A 19,246-nucleotide genomic window follows, 5' to 3' on the forward strand; every position below is an offset into this window, starting at 1 on the left:
ATTTGTGGTGATAATTAAGATTATGTCAAATGACGCGGATCTAGTCCACGCCACAACCGGGCCTGCAATACCCTTCGATATGCCACAGCCTTGTCCCAGCGAAGACGGCGACCTGATTCACAGTCGCCGAGAGAAAAGCCGGGACTGTTCCCGGGCTTCGGACGCTATGTGTGCCGGAACGGCATCGTGCAACTGAACCGGTAGATCGCAGGTCGCGAGCGACATAGTTGAAGACTGCTCACTGTTATTTCGGAGGAAGGTTCGAGCGAGGGCACTTAAAAGGCGGACATCAGAGGTACTGTAGTGGTCAACTAATTTCGGACAGGCGGATAGGTTCTTTCGCTGTCGGTTTCGCCTCGTAGGCGGCGGGTGACAGATAACCCAGTGTGGAGTGCAAGCGCACCGGATTGTAGAAAGCGACGATGTACTGGTTGATATCGCGCCGAGCCTCATCGTGGTTGGCGTACCGACGCTGCCACACACGCTCCATCTTGAGGTTCAGGAAGAATCTTTCCATCACCGAGTTGACGCTCCTATGTCAACCGATACCCGTCGAATCGGCCAGATCGGCCAAGATTAGAGGGTACAGCTCTCTGACGATATAGCGCTTCAGGCAGCGATGGATTTCCTTGCTCGACATGCCTTCCTTGGTCCGACGATCAACATAGAGTCGGGTACGCGGGTCGCTGCGCATCCGAACCATGGCAATGGTCCATAAGGCGTTATTGGCAGCCCGATCGCCGCCTCTGTTCAAACGATGCCGGACCGTCTTGCCGGACGATGCTTGCAACGGACTTGTGCCGCAGAGCGCAGCAAGCGCAGCTTCGCTTTTCAGGCGTTCGGGATTGTCTCCGGCTACGGCAACCAGTACTGCAGCGGTCTGCGGACCGACGCCGAATCTTTCGCGAACTCGCGCGGCATGCTGGCTGGTCAGACTATCGAGCATGGTATCAAGAGCTTTGAGCTCTTCTGCAAGCATCAGCCAGCGCTTAGCTAACAGCCGCAGCGTGGCCGTGAGCGTTTGCAACATTGGCGTTTTTCCCAACGAGCGAAGACGTGCGCAACTCTCAACACACTCTGCGGTCTTCGCTTTCAGATGCCGATCACGGATTTCCTGGGGGGCGCTCACGAGCAAGGCTCGTAACTGATTGATCGCCTGCGTCTTTGCCTTGACTGCACTGCGCCTGGCAACGGAAGCTGCGCGCATTGCCTCGGCGGCGCCGGACTGTTCCTTTGGAATAGCCGTAGCTCTCCCGGAGAGGACAGCACGTGCGGCGTTTTCAGCATCAGTGGGATCGGACTTCCCTCTGGATCGGCGCATCGCGCGATCAGGGCGATTGACTTCAAGCACCTCGATCTCATGATCGCGCAGCATGCGGGCTAATCCAGCTCCGTAGGTGCCGGTCCCTTCAACCCCGGCGCGGCGTAAAAGGCCGAACGAATTCGCCCATGTGAGCAGATCGAGATATCCTGCTGTATCGGTCGCTACCGATAGCGTTCCGAGAAGCCTGCCTGTATCACTGATCACAGCCCCGACATGCGTATCCAGATGCGTATCAACGCCCAGGATCACTTCGTTTTGTTCCATGCGTTTATCCGTTGTAGTGGGCGCATTGCCAACCCCACTCGCAGGACAGGACACTCACGGTGCAATACAAAGCTCCTATCAGGTCACAGACGCTGGGCCCGGCAACACTCGGGGAACGCTGGAACCCCGATCGACAGGTCAATGCCAGGGCAGCTCGGCCAATCCCAACACGGGTCAGATCGGTCCAACGTTCAGAAGCCATCTTAGACTGAGTGTCCCAACAATTTCCCTTGCGGCTCATGCTGCAAACCACGTGATGCTGCTTCAGCAAGGCCTGGTAGTCCTCGCTTGCATACTGGCTGCCCCTGTCCGAATGCAGAACCAGTCCCGGTGCTGGCCGACGCTGCTGCAGCGCCATGGTCAATGCCGACATGACCAGTTCAGCCGGCATGGTTGGTGCCATTGACCAGCCGACCACCCTGCGCGAGTACAGGTCCAGAACGACTGCCAGATAGAGCCAGCCTTGCCCCGTGCGGATATAAGTGATGTCCGAAACCCACGCGCGATTGGGCTCGGCCACATCAAACTGCCTATCGAGCACGTTCGGTGCCACCGGTAGCGTATGCCTGCTATCGGTCGTCGAGACGAACTTGCGCTTCCAGCTCGTGCGCAGGCCCGCTTCTCGCATCACCGTCCGCACCCGGTAACGACCGATTCGTAGCCCTTGGTCCCGAAGCGCATGCATCACGCGGCGGCTACCATAGCTCGCGCCGCTCGCGGCGAATGCTGCCTTGACGTGTGTGTGTTCCTGCAGCCGTTTCGCGCTCGGCCCGGCGCTCCTGTGCGCATAGTAGCCAGAGCGGCTCACCTGCAGAAGCCGGCAGGCGTGACTGACCGATACGGCCTCCTGTTGCAAATGAGTTACCACGCGGTAAATCACTTCAGTTCCCGGGCAAAGAAGGCCGATGCTTTTTTTAGCAGCGCGTTGTCCTCACGCAGTTGCCGGTTTTCCGCCTCGAGCTGCCGGATACGCTGCTGCTCAGCCGTCAGCGGCTTGCCCTCGCCGGGGCCACCAGCACGCTCCGCATCGTACTGCGCCACCCAGCGGCGCACGGCTGTCTCAACGAGGTCCATCGACCGGCACACTTCGCTGACCGATAGCCCCTGGTCTCGCACCATCCTTACTACTTCCAGCTTGAAGCTGGCATCAAACTGTCGGCGCCTTCTTGTCATCTTGCTCTTTTCCTCGTCGATTCAGGATTGTCCTCCTATCGACCTGTCCGAGGAAATTAGACCATTACAGTACAGGCCACGCATGTGCCGCAGCCGCGCGCAATATCGACAGGAGACGAGATCATGGGGCGAATCCGCTGTGTCCTTCTCAGCGCGGTAATTTCAATGCTTCCCGGAGGTGCCGGATACAATGAGGGAGGATCACCTCATGTAAGTATGTCGCCCGCTAACGAGTTGCCTGCCTATGAGCTAATCGCGCCCCAGCCAGTGGACGAAACCGGGTTTGATGCGGCCATCGATTCGCAGCGCGGTGGGCACTTTCACGGGACACATCCGCCATCCCCCCAATGCGCCGACGTCGTATGCCTCAGCGCCTTACAAGGTAGTGCCGGTATTCTTTGCGACCGATGGTGAAAAGAGCACTTCCGACGGATTTGGCGGTACGCGCTCCGACACGATAAGTTATGGTGAAGTTGCCGTTAGTATCCCGCGTGATCATCATATGGGCGCACTCGAAAATCCCTCATGGTGGAGTCTGCGTTTTACCGAAACCCCGCAGAGGGACGTGATGTTGCTAAGCATCTCCCCCGAGTCTCCCGATGCCTTCTTCGCCGCGCTGCGTGCGCAGGTGCAAAAGTGCAAAAGGAAAAGCCTGATGGTGTTTGTTCACGGCTACCACGTGAGTTTTGCCGACGCGGCTCGACGGACCGCGCAAATGGCGTATGACCTCGGATTCGACGGAGCCCCTGTATTTTTTAGCTGGCCGTCGCAAGATCGGATGCTGGCATACATGGTCGACGAGCAAAGCATCATCGACGCACAGCCACATCTCGAGCAGTTTTTGAGGGATGTGCTCAAACAGTCAAACGCAGAAAATGTCTACCTCATCGCTCACAGCATGGGGAGTCGAGGACTCGCCCGCACGCTCGCCGCGCTGGCGGTCACGGAGCCTGAAGAGGTCAAGCGAATCAAGGAAGTCATCCTGGCGGCACCGGATATCGGCACAGTCGAATTTACGGAGCAGCTCGTTCCGGCTCTGAGGAAGCTGGGAGCACCGATTACACTGTATGCATCATCCAACGATAGGGCCCTAGCCTTGTCCGAGCAACTTCTGGACAGCAAGCCAGACATGGGAGGGGGCCGATTTCTGGATTGCCCTCCATCTCTGATCGAATACGTGTCAGGCAGCGAACAACTAACGCGACCGGTAGAACGGAATGCGAGACGGAAGTACAAGCCGTGGACGCTCCCGCAAGTAAAGTTTGGCCTATCGCTGTGTGTCGCGTAAATTATCGATCAGCTGCACCAGGCAAGGCTGACACGCCAGTTTCCATTGCAAGTGAAGTGCTGTCTATCGCCTAGCCGCGCTTCAGCACTATTGTGTCGCGATGCACTTTATCAACTTATCTTGTGTCGTAACGGTCGACGCGACGGCGAGGGGAACGACTGACGCTGGCCGAAACGAACCACAGCGGCTGCCGCTGACCCCTTTACGCACTCAGGCGCGGGCTCCGCCTGCTTGGTGATAACGTGCGGCGCGCTACGTCGATCAGGCGTTCTGGACCCTTTGGCCCTTTAGACACAACTCTAACTGATGTTTAGCCCCAACTTTTACCGGCGCGAACGCCCGCTTGCACAAGTAAAGTTGTGAGCATTCCTACCAGCGGATGGATTGCCGCAATCCCTTACTGGACTACCGTTTCCGCAGACTTTGGATTCATCGGACGGAGATTTCAACTAATCGTGACGTCTACTGTGCGATTTCACCTAATGTGGTTAAGCAATCGCCTGCGAAACCCGTCACTGCGAAGGCGCACACGCGGCGCGCGCGGACGGGCGTCGCGGTCGAGCACGAAAGCGCCTCGCCTGCTTTAACCGATGTCGCAGACGAGAAAGCGGCGATCCTTCTCGGCCAGCAGGATCACCTAAGCGGTGCGCCATCCGAGGCTGCCGGTCGCTCCTCTGAAGTAAGTGATGGCAAGCAGGGGGCATTCACATCGGCGACCCCTGAGGCCGTCTTGCCATTCAGTCCGGCGAGCAGGCCGTCGGCGCGCTGGCGGCGGTCCAAGAACTGGGAATCCGCATCAAGGGCGTGGCGGGCACCTCGGCCGGTGCGCTGATCGCCGCGCTCTCGGCAGCCGGTTACTCGAGCAAGGAAATGCTGGACACCGCGACCCGCTCCAATATCATCGCGTCCCTGGGTGCGAGGTTCAGGCTTCGTGGGCCAATGGACCTGTTCTCCCGCAAGGGCTGGGCGTTCATCCGGGTCCTGAGGCTAGTCATTGAAATTCTCTCTCCCCAGTCCTGTTTCCTGAACGGAGAAGACCGTGGCCCTTTCTTCGAGGCGCCAGCACGCTCGGTGGAGCGTGCAACGAGTGAGCACGTCCCGGCGCTCGTCGGCTGGGCGATCCCGATGCAAAACGCAGCCAGAGGTAACGTTACGGGCGTTTCTGAGCTTTTAGTCACAAACTATGTCCCGCGACGCGTGCCGCAATGTGCCGTCAGACTGCGGGCCGCGTCCGTGACAGGACATTGTTCTTTTCGGGAGATAGACGATATTGTGCTGCTGCACATGCGAGCGCAGCACGTTGCGGCTTTCCTGATTGGACTCGACCACGAGCAAATGGATGGTCATGTCGTACTCCGGCCCTCTCCCATTTGAACTCACGCATCTCTGCGTGTCCCTATTCCCATGTCGGCGATGTCAGGGCGTTAATTTCGTGCGAGTCGACTCAATAATGACGCTCATTGAGCAGCAAGGTAATAGCGGCGAGCAGCAACATTGTCACTGCTCCCCCGCAGGTCACTAGCCCGATCGCGTGACGCAGCCATGCAGAAGCCGGTATTTCTTGCCGTCAGATTGACAGTTCCGCCGGCAAAGTGACCTCAAGCAACTCCAGGTCCGCGCTGCAATCGACGAAGCTGTACGGTGTCTCGCCCGGAATCGTGATGCTGTCATCCGCCGCCAACGAATACGCGTCGGCGCCTTGCAGTACCGTCATGCGTCCCGATAGCACGAAGAAGAAACAGAATTCCGATGCATGCTGCTGCTGATTGGCGCCCGGCGACGTTTTCGGACGTACGACACGAACCCCCGCGAGTCCCCTCGTCGCTGCGCCGATTCCCGTATCCGAAGCGACGAAACCTTCGATACGCCACGGGTTCCAGCTTGCGTGCTTTTGCTCATAGCGAACGAACCGTTGGCCGTCGAACTCGCGATCGGGTTCTAGCGTCGCGCTCGGCAAGCTCATTTCGTGATCAGCCATCGTGATGTGCTCGGCCGGCGTGCCGATCTCGATCACTTCCGCGCCAGCCGAACTCTCCAGCACGCGATGCCTGATCTGCGGAGGTTGCAATACGCAATCGCCCGCATTGAGCACGAATGGCTCACCGCGCCCTTCATATACGACGCGCACCCACCCCTTTCGGCAAAAGATCATCTGGAAGCGGATCTTGTGAAAGTGCACATAGTCGGGAACGGGGCCGCCTTCGAGAATGCGAATATGCGATGCGATAAATGCGCCCCCATGTCGATTCGGCAACAGGTCGCGGTAACGCAACCCGGCGCGACCGACAGTCCACGTTGCGCCATCGCGCGTGCGGGACAGGACGAGTTCCTGCCGGTTCACTGGTTGCTTCATGGGAGGGTCGGCGGGGACGAGCCTGATCTCTGCGCCGTTCGGTGCGGTCAATGTCTTCGCCTCGCCACCCAATTGAAACGCGTCGTCGCACAACACATCCAGCTTCGTCACCCCGTCGGCCACGTCGACTCCCAGGCGTAACGTGATGTGGCAGCCAGACAGAATGGCCGTGCGGGGATTGTCTGCCGGAAAAATGGCGTCTATACGGAAGCCGAGACGTTCTATGAAGAACTGGGTGGTCGCGGCCAGATCCGCGCACTTCATGGGAACGAGAAAGCCGCGGATGCCCGCCAGCGGAGCGGGAAGAAGTGATGTACTGGTCATGATGAGTATCCTGAACTGGAAAGCGGGTTTCACAAATGCAGCGTTGTCGCAGATTGCATCGATGGCGGACCCGTCAGGACGCACGACACGCCTTGGGCGCGCGGTGCGTTTGACCGCACGACGTGCGGCGCCTTCTCTTTCATCGCGGCAACCATGCAGCGAGCCGGTCGATCCCCGCTACCGTCGTGCTGGCACCAGGCGACAGCCGCAATGTACGGCCGCGCGAGTCGAGCAGAATGTGCTGCGCGCCGAGTCGCCCCACGACCTCTTGCGGGTCAAGATGCGCCGGCGTCAGCAGCATGACGCTGCCTCCGCGCGATGCATCGTCGCGCGGCGAGAGCAGCGCATAACCGAGACTGTCCGCAATCTCGATCAACTGACGGCATAGCGCAAGGTTATGCTCGCGCAGCTTTCCCGATGGTTGTGCGAGCAGCCAGTCGAAGCCCGGTTTCGATGCCACGAATGGCAACAGCGACGGTGTACCCGTGTCAAAGCGTCGCGCATCCGGCGCATAGGAAAAGGTGTCGAGGTTCCAGTTAAAAGGGTCCGCCTGACTAAACCACCCGCGCACGCCGGGCTTCATTGCGCCATCAAGTAGATCCGGTGCCACATAACCCAACCCAGTTCCCGGTGCGCCGCACAGCCACTTGAGCGTTGAACCGCAGACGAAATCGAACGGCGTCTCGCGCAGATCGAACGGCAAGATGCCGGCCCCCTGTGTGATATCGAGCGCCACGAGACTGCCTGTGGTCTGCGCATGAGCTGCCATTGCGGCTAGCTCGACGCGTTTGGACGTCAGCGACGAAACCCATGTGATCAGCGCGAGTGCGACCTGCGCGTCCCATGCTGAGATGAAGTCATCGTCGCGCACGTACGCTTCGCCCGTACGCACCGGGACTGTCTTCAATGCGAAGCCTCGCTGCTGTGCGATCCCGCTCAGCAGGAAGTGCAGGCTCGGAAAGCAATCGGCAGCGATCAGAACCGTGCGACCCCGCAACACCTTATCCTCAAGACTGTCGATGATACGTGCAACCACGTCGGTGACGTTCTGGGCGCCGAACACCTGCGCCACATCGGCGCCGATCAACGTCGCCCAGTTCGACAGCAATGCGTTACGTGCGCCAAGCCCGACGTTCCAGCGTCGATCGTCCGGTGCGTACCAATCGGCCGTGAAGCGTGCGAGTGCGTCGGTCACCGCTTGTTTCTGGCCTGGGAATACGCCGACGGAGTGATACATGAGCCAGCCGCTATAGTCGGCAGCCTGCGCGGAGGAAAATGAAGTCATGTCTGCACTTCTCTTTGAACTAGATGTGTTTGACAATGAACCGGTGATAAATGCCGATGCAAGCAAGGCTCAATATGCCGCAGCCCATCAGATAGAAGCTCGGCGATACGGGATCGTGCGTCCAGCCGATCATGGCCGTCACGAGCCACGGCGTGAAACCGCCAAATACCATGACGCCGATGTTGTAGCTGAAGCCGAGACCCGTACTGCGCATTGAGGCGGGAAAGAGCGATGACAACACCGCTGCGAGCGGTCCGAAGTAAATCGCTTTCAACACGCCCGCCAGCACCATGATCGACATCAAGACGGACATTGATGGGGCCGCGAGCAGCCATCGGAAGCAGGGATAGATCGTCAAAAGCGTGAGAACTGCCGCGACCGTCATCATCCGGCTGCGTCCATATTTGTCGGCGAGATGGCCCATTAACGGCGTCAACACCATCAGGATCGTGCCAGTCAGTACCGTCGCGGCAAAACCCGTCGACGCCGGCAGATGCAGCTGTTTCACGGCATACGTCGGCATATAAAGAATCATCAGATAGCTTGCCGCCGTTGACACTGCCATGATGCCTGCCGCGAGCAGGACGCGGCCCTTGTGGCTCACAAGCAGATCGCGAACGGGCGCGCCCTGTTTCTCCATGGACGACTGATGGGTGTCGTCGACATGACGGCGAATGTAAAGGCCGACGGGCGCCACGAGCAGGCCGAAAATAAATGGAACCCGCCATCCCCATGCTTCGATCTGATCCGTCGAAAGCTGACTGCTGAGTGCCAGGCCTGCAAACGATGCGAGCACGGTAGCCATACCCTGGCTGGAAAACTGCCAACTGCCAAGAAACGACTTTCGCGCTGACTTTTGTTCGATCATCAACGAGGTACCGCTGCCGAATTCACCGCCCGTCGAGAACGAAATCAGCACGCGGGCCAGCATCAAACCGATGGGTGCGGCAAGGCCGATGCTCGCGTAGGTCGGAATCAGCGCACAGATCAGCGTGCCGATTGTGGTGAGCCAAAGCGATGCGAGCAGACCCGCCTTGCGGCCGTGGCGGTCTGCATAGCGTCCGAGTACCAGCGCGCCGAGCGGACGAAAAATATACGAAATCCCGAACGTGCCGAAGGTCAGCAGCAGCGACACTGTCTCATCATGCGCGGGGAAAAACAGCTTCGACAGCGTGACGGCAAAGAATCCGTACGCTGCGAAGTCGAACCATTCCAGCGCGTTACCAATGCTGCTGGCGACGATAAGGCGCTTCAATGGCCGGTTGCCTAGGCGCAGAGCCTGCCCTTCACTAGCGATAGATTGCATGGTCTTGAGATCCCAGATGAGAAACTGCTTAAAAGTGGTACTACCGCTTGCTCGAAGCCCGGACCGTCTCGCGAACCTTGTGCCCCGACTCCCCCAGATCCCAGAACAGACCTGTCATGATCTTCAGCGACTCGAGCGCAACGCTGCCAAGCAGGTGCTCATCAGGGGCGTGCTGGCGGCAGTTGGGATATGAGTGCGGTACCCAGATGGTCGCGAGGCCCAACGTCGTCGCAAAGCACTCGTTCGGGATAGTGCCGCCGAGATTGGGCAGAATCGTCACCGGCTTGCCCGACGTCGCCGCAATGGAGTCTTCTGCCCATCTGGACCACGGGTGATCTGGGTCGAGCCGCGTCGCGCCACCCGACGCCTCGATGGTTACGTCGACGTTGTCAAAGCCTTCGCGGTGCAGGTGCGCAAGCAGCAAATCGCGGGCATTGAGCCAGTCCGTTCCGATCACGAAGCGCAACTGACACACCGCTTCCGCGCTGCCCGGTATGGCACTCACAGGCCGGCAAGTATCGCCAGCTTGCATCGCAAGAACTTCGATGGTGTTCCAGGCATAGACCCGCTCAGCGTCGCTGAGGCCGGGCTCGCCCCAGCCCGGTGACAGCGGTGGATCGCCTTCATCCGCACCGACTTCGAGGTTCGCGACCAGTTCGCGCACACGCTGCGGAATCGGTGGCGGCAACAGGCCGTTGACGCGAATCCGGCCACTGCCGTCGACCAAGCTCGCAAGTGCATTCGCCAGCACGGTCGCGGGATTGGCCAGCACGCCACCCCAATTTCCCGAATGTCGGGCACCGAACGCATTCGACACACGCAGCCGGAAATGCAGGGCGCCGCGTGACCCAAGAAACATCGTCGGTGCAGCGGCACGTTGCCGTGGTCCGTCGGAGGCGATGAGCAGGTCGGCAGACAGCCGGTCGGCATACCGGGCGCAAGTGGAATCAAGTCCGGGCGAGCCTACCTCCTCGCCCATTTCGAAGATCACTTTTGCGTTGAAGCCGAGCGAACCACGCGTGGCGAGCACCGACGCGAGAGCGGCAAGATTGATCGAATGCTGGCCCTTGTTGTCCGCCGTACCGCGGCCGTACCAGCGGTCCCCGTCTGCGCGCAGTTCCCACGGAGAAAGCGCATCCGTCCAGTTCGTCGCGTCACCGTTCACCACGTCACCGTGGCCGTAGATCAGTACGGTCGGCAGTCCGACCGATTCCAACCGCTCGCCGATCAGCATCGGCGGCATACCTGCGTCAGGGTTGTCCACAATATCGGACGTAAATCCCATCGCGTGAAGTGCGGGCGCAATCTCATCCGACAGGTAGCCAAGCAGCACAGCCTGCGAAGCAGGGTTTTGGCTCTCCGTGCGATAGCCGACGCGTCGGCGCAATACAGATTGAAACGCACCGCTTTCGAAGTGGCGGGAAACGTGCGCGATGGCTTCTGTGCGGGTCATGTCGGAGAGTCAGAGAATCGATGACTTCCAGCGTACCCGGGTAAACAATCTTTTGTATTCGCAATCAAACAACGTATATTTGCGAAAATCGCAATCCTCTATTCCACGTCCGAAATGCGCAATCTGCTGGATTCCTCTCTGTATTACTTTTCCGTCGTAGCACAAAGTGGATCGCTGACGGCCGCGACCGAAAAGCTAGGCGCTACCGTATCAGCGCTGAGCCGCCACATTGCGAAACTGGAAGGTGACGTCGGCGCGCCGCTTTTCGAACGGCACGCGCGCGGCATGGTCCTGTCGGACGCAGGCCGGATGCTGTTGCGTTATGCGCAAAATAGTCTGACAGATGCACAGGCCGTGATGAGCGCGATCCAGGGCGACCAGAAGCGACGCCAGCGTAAGATCAAGATTGCATGTACGGAAGGCTTTGCATTAGATTTCCTGCCGAACTCGCTCGCAGCGTTTTACGCTCTGCACCCGGAGGCCGTGGTCTCGATCGAGGTCACTTCGTCGGATAACGCGAGCCGCATGCTGGTCGATGGCGAGGTGTCGATCGCGCTTTCGTTCAGCCTGAAGCCGGAACCGGATGTAGTTGCGCGCCTTACGCTTCCCGCGCCCGTCCTGGCGCTCATGTCCAGAGAGCACCCGCTTGCGCGCCAGACATCGCTTGCACTGCCCGACCTCCACCTCTACCCCGTTCTGTTGCAGGACACCGGCACGACGGCGCGCCAGTTATTCGACATCGCCTGCAATGTGGAAGGATTCGAGGTGGTGACGCCGATTACGAGCCGCTACGTCGCGTCACTGTACCGATTTACCCAGGTGATCCCAAACGCCATCATGCTGACCGGCTTTGTATCCGTCGCCAATCGCATGGATTCTGACGGGCTGGTCGCGATCCCGTTCGCCAATGCGGTGCTGCAACAACGGCGGCTGCAGGTCAAAATCTCATCGACACGCCCATTGACCGAATTCGCCACTCTGTGTCTCGACCATCTGGTCGCGGATCTGCAGCGGACGAACGACCGACATCCACCCTCGGCATAGCATAGCTTTGCGATAGGCGCAAAGCGCGTTTGTTTGATTTCGAATACACCAGGGGAACAGAGGCGGTAGAGTGCGCCAACGCTGAGATCGCGGATCACACGCGCAGCGTGTATTCAGTCTGTTCAAGTCCACCTGGAGATCATCGTGAGAAAAAGCCTGCTTGCCGCGGCGGCAATGATGTCATCATTTAGTTTTGCTAATGCACAAAGCAGCGTATCGCTATACGGCATTGTCGATGCGGGATTTGCCTTTAATAGTAATTCGGGCGGTCAAAAGCAGTACACATTGACGAGCGGCAATATGCAAGGCAGCCGCTGGGGACTGCGCGGCGCGGAGGATCTCGGCAACGGACTGAAGGCGTTGTTCACGATCGAAAATGGCTATAGCGTGGTTAACGGGAAACTGCTGCAAGGCGGGGATCTATTCGGCAGGCAGGCGTATGTTGGTCTGGCGTCGGATCGCTTCGGCTCCGTCACTCTTGGTCGTCAATATGACGCGGTGGTGGACTATACAGCACGCTTCGAATCGGCCGCGCAGTGGGCAACGGGCTATGGTGCGCATCCGGGCGACCTTGACAACCTGCAGAACACGAACCGCATCAACAACGCGATCAAGTTCAAGAGCGTGGACTATGCTGGCTTCAAGTTCGGGGGCGTGTACAGCCTGGGCGGGGTCGCAGGCCACCTTGGCACGAATCAGATCTGGTCACTCGGCGCGGGTTACGACAACGGTCCGCTGTCACTCGGCGCAGCGTATCTGAATGTGCGGGACCCCAACTTCTCGTTCTTTGGCAACAATACGACGTCAAGCACGACGGCGTCTAACATGACGGCAAGTACCGTCTATTCAGGCTATGCGTCAGCGCGCACGCAGCAGATCATTGCGGCGGGCGCTGCATATCAGGTCGGGCAGGCGACGATCGGTGCGATGTACACCAATACGCAGTTTCGCGGACTTGGCGCACTCAGCGCCCTGAATACGCTGCACTATCATGGTAACGCCGCGTTCCACAATGCAGAGATCAACTTCAAGTACCTCGTGACCCCCGCCCTGAATCTCGGAGTCTCTTACGATTACACGAAGGGATACGGCGTTAATCATGCGACTTATCACCAGGTTAACGCGGGGGTCGATTATTTCCTCTCGAAGCGAACCGACGTCTATATCTCAGGTATATACCAGCACGCGACGGGTATCGACTCGACGGGCAAGTCAGCGGTCGCCGACATCACCGGCTTCTCGGGCTCTTCGACGGGCAGTCAGTTCGTGGCGGCAACCGGCATTCGCCACAAATTCTAGGACGTGTCCCGCAAAAGCTGGAGAGTGCGCCTACCGATGGCACCCCCGTCGGTGGGACCCCAGCGACCTGACTCTATCGATCAGACGTACCTTGTTATGCGAAACCTACTGGGAAACCTCCGCATTGGCGTTCGACTCGGCGCTGGCTTCGCGCTCGTACTGATCCTTCTCTGTCTGACCGGCTCCGTCGCGCTGTTTCAGACAGCGCAGGTATACAAAGGCGCCGTTCAGTTCGCTGATAGCTGGCTGCCGAAAGTCGTACTGCTTGCAGACATCCGTACATGGGCCAACAACGTTCGCAAAGCCACGCTGCGAAGTGTGCTCGAAACGGATCCCGCAAAAAAAGCAACCCAGCACACCATGCGCGACTTTGCGCTTCGCACGCTCGACGCGAAGACAGAGGCCTACGGGCGGCTCATTTCATCTGCGGAAGAAGACCATCTGAACCAGCAAACCCGGAAAGCGTGGAAGTCCTATCTGGAGATGGATGACAAGCTGCTGGCTCTTTCCGAACAGGGTGATGGAAATCTGGCTGCCGCGCGTTCGCTCGCGACTGCCGATTCCGCGGACGCGTTCACAACGGTTGCGAAGTTGATTGAAGCGGAGGTGCAATTTGCCAGCAATGCAAGCCAGGGTGCTCGACTCACCGCAGCAGAGGATTACCGGTTTGCCATCGTTACTACAGCAGTGTTGATTGGTTTAGCGCTGGCCGCGGGATCTATCACCGCATTAGCGATCACGAGGTCCATTGTCCTTCCTCTGCGCAAGTCTGTCTCCGTCGCGGAGACCGTCGCGTGCGGAGACCTGACGTCACATATCGAAACTGACGGCCGCGATGAGTTGGGACGTCTGCTGCATTCATTGGCGAAGATGAACACGCAGCTAGCGGAATTCATCGCCGGTATACATGCAACTACTGATTCAGTAACCGTCACGTCACGAGAGATCGCTAGTGGCAATGCTGACTTATCCGCGCGTACCGAGGCTCAAGCCGCGTCGCTGGAAGAAACGGCTGCCAGCATGGCCCAGTTGACTGAGACGGTCAAGCAGAATGCTGACAACGCATCGCAAGCCAATCAACTCGCGTTGCAAGCGGCTGTCATAGCAGACGCGAGCAACGACGCCGTGCAGGACATGGTCAGTACGATCGAAAAGATGAACAGCAGTTCGATTCAGATTTCGGAAATCACGGCTGTTATAGAAGCGATCGCCTTTCAGACGAACATCCTGGCGTTGAATGCAGCGGTTGAGGCGGCGCGCGCAGGTGAGCAAGGCCGAGGCTTTGCCGTTGTTGCGAGCGAGGTGCGCGCCCTTGCTCAACGCTCTGCTGCTGCCGCAAAGGAGATCAAGGAGTTAATCAATTGGTCAGTCCACGCGATCAACCAGGGAGCGAAGCAGGCGAGCGCAGTAGGCGTGACGATGGATGACGTCAAGCAGGCCATCAAGCGGGTCTTGGACATTGTCGGTGAAATTGCTATTGCGTCGAACCAGCAAAGCCAGGGTATCGAGCAGGTAAATCAGGCGGTCCACCAGATGGACACGGCTACCCAGCAAAATGCCGCGCTCGTGGAGGAGTCCGCCGCAGCGGCATTCTCCCTCGATGAGCAGGCCACCAGGCTGCACAGCGCCGTGTCCGTATTCAAGGTCGTGAGGTGACGCTGATGCGAATTTCCCCAGCGCCGTTCCGGGTGAACCTGCCGGTGTGCCGACACAGGAATCGATACAACTTTCCAACGCGTTCCACGCGCCCCCCTCAATTTCGTATCTCGAGACCCGACCACCATGAATCAACGTGAAGAAGCACTCGCGCTCGACGCAGCCGATCCTCTCGCGCCACTGCGCGACCAGTTCACGCTTGCGCCGAACGTCATCTATCTGGACGGCAATTCGCTCGGCGTGCCGCCCGCCGCGGCCGCGCAGCGCGCGCAGACGGTGATCGCCGCCGAATGGGGCGAAGGCCTGATCCGCAGTTGGAACACGGCGGGCTGGTTCTCGCTGCCGCGACGCCTCGGCGACAAGCTGGCCGCGCTGATCGGCGCGGCGCACAACGAAGTCGTCGTCACCGACACGATTTCGGTCAATCTGTTCAAGGTGCTGTCGGCGGCGCTGCGCATGCAGGACAGGCGCGATTCGAAGCGCCGCGTGATTGTGTCCGAGCGCTCGAACTTCCCGAGCGACCTGTACATCGCGCAAGGGCTGATCAGGCAGCTCGATCGCGGCTATGAACTGCGTCTCATCGACGATCCGTCCGAGCTGCCCGCCGCGCTCACCGACGATGTCGCCGTGGCGATGATCACGCACGTCAACTACCGCACGGGTTACATGCACGATATGGCGGCCGTGACGAAGCTGATCCACGACACCGGCGCGCTCGCGCTGTGGGATCTCGCGCACTCGGCGGGCGCCGTGCCCGTCGATCTGAACGGCGTCAGCGCGGATTGCGCGATCGGCTGCACGTACAAGTATCTGAACGGCGGGCCCGGCTCGCCAGCATTCGCATGGGTGCCACATCGTCATCAGAGCGACTTTGAACAGCCGCTGTCCGGCTGGTGGGGACATCGCGCGCCGTTCGCGATGGACCCGACGTATACCGCCGACGACGGCATCGGCCGCTTCCTGTGCGGCACGCAGCCGATGGTGTCGATGGCGCTCGTCGAATGCGGGCTCGACGTGTTCCTGCAAACGGACATGCAGGCGATCCGCGAGAAGTCGCTCGCGCTGACGGATCTGTTTATCGATCTGGTCGAGACGCGCTGCAAGGAATTTCCACTCGAGCTCGTGACCCCGCGCGCGCACGCGCAACGCGGCTCGCATGCGAGCTTCGAGCATCCGCATGGTTATGAAGTGATGCAGGCGCTGATCGCGCGCGGCGTGATCGGCGACTATCGCGAGCCGCATGTGCTGCGTTTCGGCTTTACGCCGTTGTACACGCGTTACGTGGACGTATGGGATGCCGTCGAGCATCTGCGCCACGTGCTTGCCGAAGAGACCTGGCGTGCGCCCGAGTTTGCCGCGCGCGGCGCTGTGACCTGACCGACATTTGCTCTTTGCTTTTTAAGCAAAACCATCGGGGCTTGCATCGCTACTGTATTGACTTCGCGCCCCTGCCCGCGCGAATCAGGGCAATCCGCGCGTATTGACCTTTATTGGAGCGCAATTTTTAACTTGAATGACGTCTGGCTTTCGTCCCTCATGTGAAATGCGCGCCATGCTCGGTGTCGGCATCCGCAGGGGTATGAAAAGCCATCTGCTGAGCCGGTTCAACCGCCGGGCCAGCGTCCGGAGGATCGAGTGATGGCTATAGACCAATTGAACCACAACGCGCTTACGCAACAGCAACTGCTCAACCTGACGATGGTCGAACTGGGGCTGACGCGCGAGCAACTGGGCAGACGGCTGTGCGTGGCGGCCCACACAATCGACAGATGGTTGCTCCCGTCGGACGATCAGAATGCGAGAGCGATGCCGGAGACGGGCATGATCTACATCCGCGAATTCCTTGAGACGCAGCGGATGCGCTCTAACGCTACGTGCGTCTGAACGGCAAGCAGTCAAGCCCGGCGATCGGTTCTGGTCGATCGATTCTTCGTCGAGGTTTGTCGTGGTGAAGAGAAAAGCCGACCTTATCAGGGTCTGGGAACCGCGCGAGATGTTTCAGGCCGTATTAGGCGATGCGTATCAACACCGCCACGGAATATGAGCTCATCATGGTCTGGGACCCGACCGCAACGGCTAATGGCTGCGCCACATCACCACCTTGGTACGCGCGGCGCGACGCGAATTGTGCGGCACTTTCTGACAGAGGGCGCGGACTCTGTGCACGACATATCGCCGACGACCATTGTCGGTCGAAAGCGTTCGATACCTCGACGCTCGCGCATGCCAGGCCTTCCCTGCTCCAGATTGACCATCAATTTCTTTCCGGGGAACATCGGACTGGCGGAAGGCGACCCTATCCCTCACCGGGCCTCGGCGCCTGACGTCCATTCAACCGCCGCAGTGCAAATTTCCCGGTAGAGGGTCAGTCAGATGCAGCCCACATCGGAGCGTAGATTTCCCGACATGCAGACCGCAATCAGCGACATGGATGGCGCGCGCGACTGGATGGCGTCCATATGCGGGCCTCATGGGCTACGCGTCACACGACCGGAACGGCTGAATTTTCATCAGTCGGGCACGGTGCTGCACTCGACGGCTACGACAATCGGTTATGTCGAGTATGGAACGGATGTCACCATCGCGGTGCGCAGCGAAAGTCCGCTTAACTGCTACAGCGTGAGCCTGCCCGTGTGCGGCCAGCAGGAACTGTCCGCACATGGGCAGCTCTGGCTCTCCGATCGGGATCGCGGGTTGATCGTCAGTCCGCAAGAATCACAGGATCTCGACATCGCCGGCAACTGCCGGAAAATTCATCTGGCGATTCCTCGCGCTGCATTGCAACGCGTGCTGCAAACCATGCTGCAACGGCCCGTCGACACGTATATCATGTTTCATCCGGATATGGATGCCGTCACCGGGGATCAGGCGTCGTGGTGGCGAATGGTGAAGCTCCTGATCAGTGAGCTGGAACTGTCCGGACCGATTTTGCCGCCCTTCTATTTATCCGGCGATTTCGAACTGACGTTGCTGAAGGGCCTGCTTCTGTCGCAGCCGCACAATTACTCGGAACAACTGACCGGGCGGGCAGCGAAGACGCCGCCGCATTATCTGACGAAGGCACGTCAGTTCATCGAGAACAATGCGCGAGATCCACTTGCGCTCGAAGATATCGAACGGTGTGCGGATGTGTCCCGATTCAAGCTTTTTGAAGGGTTCAGGGAGTATTTCGGCTGCACGCCGATGGGCTATCTGAAGCAATACAGGCTCGAGGCCGTGAGACGGGAAATCATCGGAGACGGTTCTTTGCGCAGTATCTCGTCCGCTGCGATGGGCTGGGGCATCTCGCATCTCGGGCGCTTTTCCACCGAGTACAAGGCGCTGTTCGGCGAGTCGCCGTCCGACACGCTCAAGCGGAACGCAAAAAAAAGTGGAATCAAACGCTGAACGACTCGCCGGCGCTGCGCCCCAGAGTCGTTCAGCGTGTTCGAGGTCGGCGCTATCGCGCGTGGCTCTCGCCGAACTTCTCGTAGTACAGCCGATAGTCCTCGATGCCTTCTTCACTGAGCCAGGTCTTGATAGCTTCGACCATCGGCGGCGGCCCGCACACATACATGTCGAATCCCGTTGACTTGAGAAACGACCGGTCGAAATGCTCGGGTATCAGGCCCGTTTTTCCCCTCCACTCTGCAACGGGATTCATCACGACCGTTTCCAGCGTGAACACGCCGATCTTCGCCTGGTAGCCGGCCAGGCGCTCCATTTCGCATAGGTCGCGTGCATGGGTGACGCCGTAGTAGAGTCGCACGGGATGGGTAATGCTCTGTTTGCCGGCGATGTCATCCAGCATGCCCAGAAACGCCGATAGACCCGTGCCGCCCGCAACCATCACGAGCGGCCGTTCGACCTGGCGCAGATAGAACGCGCCAAGCGGCGCTTCAAATTCGATTGCGTCGCCAGCAGCGCATCTGTCGCGCAGATAGTTGCTCATCGCGCCATCGGGCAGCAGGCGAATCAGAAATTGCAGCCTGTTGACGTCATTCGGATGATGGGCGAACGAATACGACCGCCATTCGTCCGTACCTGGCACGTTCACGCGCGCATATTGCCCTGGAAGAAAGTCGATCCTTCGATCATGCGCGCTCGCATCGATACGCAGGATCGCGGTCGTTTCGGAGACGAGTTCAACGGCTTCGACGCGCGCAGATACAGTACGCGTGCTGCCGCCTTGACACAGGTTCGAATCGAAGTCGAAGTAGAACGACGCATCGGACTGAACCCGCGTCTGGCAGGACAACATTTTCCGTTGTGCGAGATCTTCTTCACTCAACGTCTCTTCATCGACATAGTCTTGCGTGAAGGCGCCCGATTCGCAGCGTCCCTGGCAGGTCCCGCAGACGCCTTCCCGGCAATCGAGTGGAATGTTCACGCCGTTGCGCAGCGCTGCGTCGAGCAGCAACTCGTTGGCGTGAACGTCGAAAAAAGCGGTCTTGCCGTCGGAAAAATTCAACGCGACCTTGTACGTCATGGCCGTGCT

14 protein-coding genes and 2 pseudogenes are annotated in these 19,246 nt (G+C 59.3%); 8 read left to right on the forward strand and 8 right to left on the reverse strand.

What is annotated here, in order from left to right:
* Positions 1 to 307: 307 nt before the first annotated feature.
* From BC1002_RS39930 to BC1002_RS34335, 3 genes and pseudogenes are all read right to left on the reverse strand, one after another.
* Positions 308 to 526: pseudogene (locus BC1002_RS39930) on the reverse strand (IS3 family transposase); the annotation flags it as partial.
* A 12-nt stretch (positions 527 to 538) separates the two neighbouring features.
* On the reverse strand, positions 539 to 1,588 hold the full coding sequence (locus BC1002_RS34330; RefSeq protein ID WP_013094555.1) for an IS110 family RNA-guided transposase: 1,050 nt from the start codon (positions 1,586 to 1,588) through the stop codon (positions 539 to 541).
* 214 nt (positions 1,589 to 1,802) lie between these two features.
* Positions 1,803 to 2,782: pseudogene (locus tag BC1002_RS34335) on the reverse strand (IS3 family transposase); the annotation flags it as partial.
* 265 nt (positions 2,783 to 3,047) lie between these two features.
* Here BC1002_RS34335 and BC1002_RS34345 point away from each other — a divergent pair.
* Together BC1002_RS34345 and BC1002_RS38190 are read left to right on the forward strand one after the other, a co-directional pair.
* Positions 3,048 to 4,049: an alpha/beta hydrolase gene (locus BC1002_RS34345; protein WP_013094557.1), complete on the forward strand. Its 1,002-nt coding sequence runs from the start codon at positions 3,048 to 3,050 to the stop codon at positions 4,047 to 4,049.
* Between the two features lie 765 nt (positions 4,050 to 4,814).
* A complete protein-coding gene (locus BC1002_RS38190) occupies positions 4,815 to 5,423 on the forward strand; it encodes a patatin-like phospholipase family protein (RefSeq protein WP_221307275.1) in 609 nt (202 codons plus the stop codon).
* A 193-nt stretch (positions 5,424 to 5,616) separates the two neighbouring features.
* Here the strand turns inward: BC1002_RS38190 and BC1002_RS34355 are convergent, their stop codons facing one another.
* The 4 genes from BC1002_RS34355 to BC1002_RS34370 form a co-directional block, all read right to left on the reverse strand.
* The gene (locus tag BC1002_RS34355; protein ID WP_013094560.1) at positions 5,617 to 6,726 is read right to left on the reverse strand and encodes a cupin domain-containing protein; all 1,110 of its coding nucleotides are present in this window, start codon (positions 6,724 to 6,726) and stop codon (positions 5,617 to 5,619) included.
* A 139-nt stretch (positions 6,727 to 6,865) separates the two neighbouring features.
* Positions 6,866 to 8,011, reverse strand: a complete 1,146-nt coding sequence (locus BC1002_RS34360) for an aminotransferase class V-fold PLP-dependent enzyme (RefSeq protein ID WP_013094561.1) — start codon at positions 8,009 to 8,011, stop codon at positions 6,866 to 6,868.
* 19 nt (positions 8,012 to 8,030) lie between these two features.
* Positions 8,031 to 9,317, reverse strand: a complete 1,287-nt coding sequence (locus BC1002_RS34365; RefSeq protein WP_013094562.1) for an MFS transporter — start codon at positions 9,315 to 9,317, stop codon at positions 8,031 to 8,033.
* Between the two features lie 40 nt (positions 9,318 to 9,357).
* The gene (locus tag BC1002_RS34370; protein WP_013094563.1) at positions 9,358 to 10,770 is read right to left on the reverse strand and encodes a M20 family metallopeptidase; all 1,413 of its coding nucleotides are present in this window, start codon (positions 10,768 to 10,770) and stop codon (positions 9,358 to 9,360) included.
* Positions 10,771 to 10,884: 114 nt separating this feature from the next.
* Here BC1002_RS34370 and BC1002_RS34375 point away from each other — a divergent pair, with 114 nt between their 5' ends.
* The 6 genes from BC1002_RS34375 to BC1002_RS34400 all read left to right on the forward strand — a co-directional run bounded on the left by BC1002_RS34375 (position 10,885) and on the right by BC1002_RS34400 (position 18,156).
* Entirely contained in the window at positions 10,885 to 11,814 is a 930-nt protein-coding gene (locus BC1002_RS34375; protein WP_013094564.1) for a LysR family transcriptional regulator, read from the forward strand.
* A 144-nt stretch (positions 11,815 to 11,958) separates the two neighbouring features.
* Positions 11,959 to 13,113, forward strand: coding sequence for a porin (locus BC1002_RS34380; RefSeq protein WP_013094565.1), 1,155 nt, complete (start codon positions 11,959 to 11,961; stop codon positions 13,111 to 13,113).
* Between the two features lie 96 nt (positions 13,114 to 13,209).
* Positions 13,210 to 14,769, forward strand: coding sequence for a methyl-accepting chemotaxis protein (locus BC1002_RS34385; RefSeq protein ID WP_013094566.1), 1,560 nt, complete (start codon positions 13,210 to 13,212; stop codon positions 14,767 to 14,769).
* 126 nt (positions 14,770 to 14,895) lie between these two features.
* Complete coding sequence (gene kynU / locus BC1002_RS34390) at positions 14,896 to 16,146, forward strand: kynureninase (protein ID WP_013094567.1); 1,251 nt, start codon at positions 14,896 to 14,898, stop codon at positions 16,144 to 16,146.
* A gap of 261 nt (positions 16,147 to 16,407) precedes the next feature.
* Positions 16,408 to 16,653, forward strand: a complete 246-nt coding sequence (locus BC1002_RS34395; RefSeq protein WP_013094568.1) for a hypothetical protein — start codon at positions 16,408 to 16,410, stop codon at positions 16,651 to 16,653.
* A gap of 489 nt (positions 16,654 to 17,142) precedes the next feature.
* Positions 17,143 to 18,156 (forward strand): AraC family transcriptional regulator, encoded by a 1,014-nt coding sequence (locus tag BC1002_RS34400; protein ID WP_013094569.1) that lies wholly within the window; start codon positions 17,143 to 17,145, stop codon positions 18,154 to 18,156.
* A gap of 52 nt (positions 18,157 to 18,208) precedes the next feature.
* Here BC1002_RS34400 and antC read toward each other — a convergent pair whose 3' ends face one another.
* The gene (gene antC, locus BC1002_RS34405) at positions 18,209 to 19,237 is read right to left on the reverse strand and encodes an anthranilate 1,2-dioxygenase electron transfer component AntC (RefSeq protein WP_013094570.1); all 1,029 of its coding nucleotides are present in this window, start codon (positions 19,235 to 19,237) and stop codon (positions 18,209 to 18,211) included.
* Between the last annotated feature and the right edge of the window lie 9 nt (positions 19,238 to 19,246).

It is taken from the genome of Paraburkholderia atlantica (genome assembly GCF_000092885.1).
Classification (GTDB): Bacteria; Pseudomonadota; Gammaproteobacteria; order Burkholderiales; family Burkholderiaceae; genus Paraburkholderia; species Paraburkholderia atlantica.